The following is a 4,210-nucleotide window of genomic DNA, read 5'->3' as shown; positions in this document are numbered from 1 at the left end:
AAAACAAGTTGACGATAGTGCTGTGGTTAATACCCCCTCTGGTGAGAAAGAATGGCTTATCAATTCAATTAACTATAAAAAGGCCTTTGAACAATAGACTATTGGTTTGTGTGACGCCAAGTAGCGCAATTCAGCGCATAGTACTTTACTTTCAATAACCTTTGTTTCTCCGCTACTTCTAAACAATTTCTGCACATTTGGTCGTTATGATTCCTATACATACAGTAAATAGGCTATCAAAAATGAACAAACGACTATATTCATCCAGTTTTAAAATAATCACTATGAGCCTGTTAGCAGCATTGTTACTTGCTTGCGGTAGTGGTAATAATTCAAGTGCCACTCCAATCAGTGAAACAACGGGTTCTAGTGGTACAACTGACAACGGTACGGCTCTTACCACAGATTCTACAGACGGTGTACTGTGTGTTTATATTTACAATGAATACAATGACTCACCATCGGTTGCGTCAATGAGCAGCTCAGATTGGAGTTGTAACGGTTCGACCAGAAACCTAATCGCCAATGGTATACCAGACCACGAAGTTGGCACATTTCCAAATACCAATAATCCAAATAGCATTAGCGAACAATCTGTCTCTGCCAGCTTTACCCTTACACCAATAGCAACTTCAACTGTAACGACATTGGGCGGTCCTCGCGGAACAACTGGTTTTGTACTAAATGGCGTGAAGATAGATGCTGATACGGCTGGAAGTTGTAATGATTCAGGTAATTCTTGTAGCTTAATAGGAAATGAAGGCAATTGGAGCATTGAAGCCTTAGGTCAAAGTGCTTTTGACTTCGGTACTGATGATAACAATGCTCATGTACAACCGGGTGGTTCGTATCACTATCATGGTATGCCAGAAGGTTTTATAACAAAATCGGGTGGCAACGCCACTACAATGACGCTCATCGGTTGGGCGGCAGATGGTTTTCCTATTTATGCGCGTTATGGCTACAGTGTGGCCTCTGATAGTAGTTCTTCTTTAAAAACAATGACAGGAAGTTATCAACTCGTGACAGAGGTCAGTACCAGTAGACCATCAGTCCAAGACTTTCCCCTAGGAACATTTAAACAGGACTGGCAATACGTTTCAGGTTCTGGCGATCTAGATGAATGTAATGGTCGAAGTGGTGTAACCCCTGAGTTTCCTGAAGGTATTTATCATTATTATGCAACCGACAGTTACCCCTATTTTCAACGCTGCGTAAAAGGCGCGCTTTAAATAACTTTGGAGATTATTTTATGCTTCTGACGAAACGTTCAATTGTTAGCGCCTTGAGCGTGTTTACGTTCAACATGATAATGCCATTATCAGCCCACGCACATTTGATGGTTGCCCAACATGGCACCTTAAATATTGTCGAAGATAATGTTTACATGGTGCTATCTTTACCTATTTCAGCTTTCAACAACCTCGACGACGATAAAAATGGCGAAATATCTATGTTGGAATTTAACATGCATCGCTCAGCTATTGTTGAATCCGTCAAAAACAACATTGTGTTAAGTGATCAAAACGGTGAGCGACCGTTAAAAGGATTTATACTTTCCCCCGTTTCATCCCATGACGGCACAAACCAAACGTTGTCACAAGTGACGGTAATGGGTAGATTTACCTTGGACCAAAAAGAAGATGTACTAAGCTTTGCAACGAAGCTATTTGGCAACGAAAAAAGCGAACAGGTTCTTGAAATAACTGCGACTCGTCGATCTGATCATAAAAAACAAATAGTCGAATTAACACCCGACGCTAATAGTATCGATTTTTTCGTAAACAACTTAAATTGATTGAGTATCTTGTATATAGTCATTTTTAGTTCATCACACTATTTGTGTGCACAGAATGGGATATAACCACTGATTTTATGCGTATTTCCAGCAAACTATTTTTGTCCGTACTGGGGCTAACGTCGATCATTTTACTTGCGACACTTTCCTTAGCGAGATGGAGTTTTGAACGTGGTTTTCTTGATTTTATCACCCTACAAGAAAAAGAACGTTTACAATCAATAGCTGATGATCTTATCGAATATTATCAACAACATAATCGAAGTTGGGGCGACCTTACTCAACAAGATTTAGAATCTTATTTAAGCCGTCATTTTCCTGCTCAAAGGCCAAGACCTCAGAACAGACCACCACCACGCTTTCCGCCTCTAGCGGACAAAAATGCGAATCTAATTCCATATCAAGATAAACCAAAAAGGCGCAGAGACATTGGCCCTCCGACGGCCTTATTTGGTGTTGATGGTCTATGGTTAGCCGGCGAGAATAATCCACCAACCAAAAGAGCTAACATTCGATTACCACTCTACATTGAAGGCGACTTGATTGGAGAATTACAGAGCTGGCCGTCGCCACTGGCCAGTGCATTTTCACGCGAACAATTATGGACCAGTATTTTTATTGGATTATTTAGTTTGTTGATCGCCTGTCTGATGTCTTGGATGTTAGCCCAATGGTTACTAAAGCCACTACGCCTGTTACTTAGCGGCGTATCACAACTATCGAGAGGCGATTACTCCCTGCGGTATGTGCAAACTGGAAAAGATGAACTAGGTCAATTGATGGACGATGTGCAAAATTTAGCGCAAACCTTAGACAAAAACCGCACAGCCAAAAATCGTTGGTTAGCCGATATTTCTCATGAATTACGTACCCCATTGAGTATTTTATATGGTGAAATAGATGCGCTTAAAGCGGGTATTCGTCCATTTGATCAACAACAACTAGATTCTTTAGAACAAGAAATTAGTTTGATGAATCACTTAGTCAACGACCTGTATGAGTTATCTCTGTCTGATATAGGTGGTTTACGTTATGTGTTTGCCCCCACTAACCTTAACGAATGTTTAGTAAAAGCAATCAATTCTTTAGGTAACCAAATTGAAGCCAAAGGCTTAACCTTAAATATTCAGAGTAAAAACGAGCCCTGGCTTGAGGCCGATCACCATCGATTAGAACAACTATGTATAAATCTACTTAAAAATGCCCTGACCTATACAGATGCACCTGGGCAGATAGCTGTGTCTGTGCAAAAAACCGAGTTTGCCATCAAAATGAGAGTGGAAGACTCTATGCCATCGGTGCCTGAAGCTGAATGTGAGTTGCTCTTTGAACCTCTTTATCGCCAAGATTCAGCGAGAACACGTCGTAAAAGTGGCGCAGGTTTGGGCTTAAGTATTTGCAAAAATATTACCGAAGCCCATAACGGTAAAATATCTGCCCACCCCTCTCGCCTAGGTGGGCTGCTGATTGAGATTGAATTGCCGACGAAAAGAGAAATCACATGAATCAAACTCAACATGTCTTGATCATCGAAGACGAACCAAAAATCGCCAGAATCTTAGCGGATTTTTTGCATATTGAAGGCTTTAAAACACAGATGCTTGATGATGGTCTGCATGCTATAGAAGTTATTAAGCGTGACAATCCCGATTTTATTATTCTCGATCTCATGTTACCCAATAAGGACGGTTTAACTATTTGTAAGGAAGTCAGACAATTTTCACATGTTCCGATTTTAATGCTGACTGCACGAGTAGACGAAATCGACCGACTTATGGGTTTAGGATTCGGTGCTGACGATTATGTTTGCAAGCCTTTTTCAGCACGTGAAGTTGTAGCACGGGTAAAAGCTGTATTGCGCAGAACACAGTTACCGCCCTCAACTAAACAAGAGAAAACACTAAGCTATCAGCACATAGAGTTACATTTAGAACGCTTCCAATGTTTAGTCAATCAACAACCGGTAGAGTTAACCCCAGTAGAGTTTCGCTTATTACATGCCTTAGTGAACAAACCTGGTGTCGTGCTCTCGCGCGATAAGTTAATGCACTCATGTTATGAGGATGGTCGAATAGTGAGCTACCGCACTATTGATAGCCATATGAAAAATCTTCGCAATAAACTTGCCGCCTCCTTATCTGACAAAGAACTACTGCACTCGGTTTACGGTATAGGTTACAAAATCGAATAATGTGCGGCGATCTTGAATAAGTCCTAAAAATTTATCATTTATCCTTCCCTAACTCTGATCTTAAGACAAAATGAGTGGTTTGCGCCAAAATACTAAATAATATCGTTAATTTTCTTAAATCATTACTGGTGTTTTGTGTCTCTCAACCCTATATATGCATCTGGATAAAAGTAAGGTAATCACATGATAATTGAAAAAATAGCGCAGGAACTGCAAGTTAA

4 protein-coding genes are annotated in these 4,210 nt (G+C 40.5%); all 4 read left to right on the top strand.

The genetic code is table 11. The features are described from left to right. Positions 1-242 precede the first annotated feature (242 nt). The 4 genes from NWQ57_RS07825 to NWQ57_RS07810 all read left to right on the top strand — a co-directional run bounded on the left by NWQ57_RS07825 (position 243) and on the right by NWQ57_RS07810 (position 3,989). The gene (locus NWQ57_RS07825; protein ID WP_306021587.1) at positions 243-1,232 is read left to right on the top strand and encodes a YHYH protein; all 990 of its coding nucleotides are present in this window, start codon (positions 243-245) and stop codon (positions 1,230-1,232) included. A gap of 20 nt (positions 1,233-1,252) precedes the next feature. Then, positions 1,253-1,798 (top strand): hypothetical protein, encoded by a 546-nt coding sequence (locus NWQ57_RS07820; RefSeq protein WP_306021586.1) that lies wholly within the window; start codon positions 1,253-1,255, stop codon positions 1,796-1,798. A gap of 77 nt (positions 1,799-1,875) precedes the next feature. Further along, on the top strand, positions 1,876-3,303 hold the full coding sequence (locus NWQ57_RS07815) for an ATP-binding protein (RefSeq protein WP_306021585.1): 1,428 nt from the start codon (positions 1,876-1,878) through the stop codon (positions 3,301-3,303). Further along, positions 3,300-3,989, top strand: a complete 690-nt coding sequence (locus NWQ57_RS07810; protein ID WP_306021584.1) for a response regulator — start codon at positions 3,300-3,302, stop codon at positions 3,987-3,989. The genes NWQ57_RS07815 and NWQ57_RS07810 overlap by 4 nt, the downstream gene beginning before the upstream one ends. The last annotated feature ends 221 nt before the right edge of the window (positions 3,990-4,210 follow it).

The organism is Paraglaciecola sp. (assembly GCF_030730205.1).
Classification (GTDB): Bacteria; Pseudomonadota; Gammaproteobacteria; order Enterobacterales; family Alteromonadaceae; genus Paraglaciecola.
The sequence above is the reverse complement of the archived record's forward strand: the minus strand, read 5'-3'. Positions and strand labels throughout refer to the sequence as shown.

Coding starts and splice junctions, on each gene's coding strand:
- NWQ57_RS07820 (WP_306021586.1), top strand. CDS start 1,253: ATGCTTCTGACGAAACGTTCAATTGTTAGCGCCTTGAGCGTGTTTACG.
- NWQ57_RS07815 (WP_306021585.1), top strand. CDS start 1,876: ATGCGTATTTCCAGCAAACTATTTTTGTCCGTACTGGGGCTAACGTCG.
- NWQ57_RS07810 (WP_306021584.1), top strand. CDS start 3,300: ATGAATCAAACTCAACATGTCTTGATCATCGAAGACGAACCAAAAATC.
- NWQ57_RS07825 (WP_306021587.1), top strand. CDS start 243: ATGAACAAACGACTATATTCATCCAGTTTTAAAATAATCACTATGAGC.